Origin of the sequence: Intestinimonas massiliensis (ex Afouda et al. 2020) (assembly GCF_900626285.1) — a bacterium.
GTDB lineage: Bacteria > Bacillota > Clostridia > Oscillospirales > Oscillospiraceae > Flavonifractor > Flavonifractor massiliensis_A.
In genome coordinates this window covers 1-903 of the sequence record NZ_LR131160.1, presented here as the reverse complement: position 1 = coordinate 903, position 903 = coordinate 1, and the positions used below count along the sequence as shown (strand labels likewise).

The 903-nt window shown below is 54.2% G+C and carries 1 protein-coding gene; it reads left to right on the top strand.

Annotated features, from left to right (window positions below; all coding sequences use genetic code 11):
- Positions 1-841: IS30 family transposase (locus E0E41_RS18400; protein WP_130871337.1), on the top strand; the 841-nt coding region annotated here is incomplete at its 5' end.
- Positions 842-903: the final 62 nt, after the last annotated feature.

Here is a 903-nt window from a genome sequence, read left to right as displayed (position 1 = left end):
CACCGAGGTCAGGTACTCCGCAGACAAAGCCCAACAGACCCACGACTACAATCAGACTGCCAAAGGCAGACCACTCAAGATCGGGACCGACCGGGCCTATGCCGACTTTTTGGAGCGGAAGATCCTGGACAACCGTTTTTCACCAGCGGCAGCATTGGCAGCGGCCAGAGCGGAGGGGCATCAGACTGTGATCTGCATTTCAACCTTATACAGCTACATAGACAAAGGGGTATTTCTTCACCTGACCAACGCTCACCTCTGGGAAAAGAGCAAGCGGAAGAAGCGCGGCTATGCACCGATAAAGCGGATCGCACATCCGCAGCTGCCCAACATCGCAGACCGGCCAGAGCAGATCGATCAGCGCCGGGAGCCGGGTCACTGGGAGATGGATCTGATCGTGGGCCACGCCGGCAGCCGGGCCGTGCTGCTGACACTGACAGAACGAACCACACGAGAGGAATTGATTTTCAAATTACCAAACCGGAAAGCCGAGACAATCCGCACCGTCTTTGATAAGCTGGAGCGCTCCATGGGAAAAAGCCGCTTCATGTCCAAATTTCGCAGCATCACCACAGACAACGGCAGCGAGTTTTTACAGTACGACCAGCTGCGCCGATCCATATACACCGGAACACGATTTGACGTCTATTACTGTCATTCCTATGCGGCCTGGGAGAAGGGCACCAATGAAAACCACAACAGGATGATCCGGCGGTTCTTTCCCAAAGGGACAGACTTCTCTAAAGTAACAAAAAAGCGGATAGCCGAGATCCAGGACTGGATGAACGGCTACCCGCGAAAAATATTAGGCTGGAGGACACCGGAGGAAATGGCAGCGTAACACAATTTACCTGCAGCTGCCGGCGACCAGGACTTGAAATCGTGTTACGAACAGATTCCGGA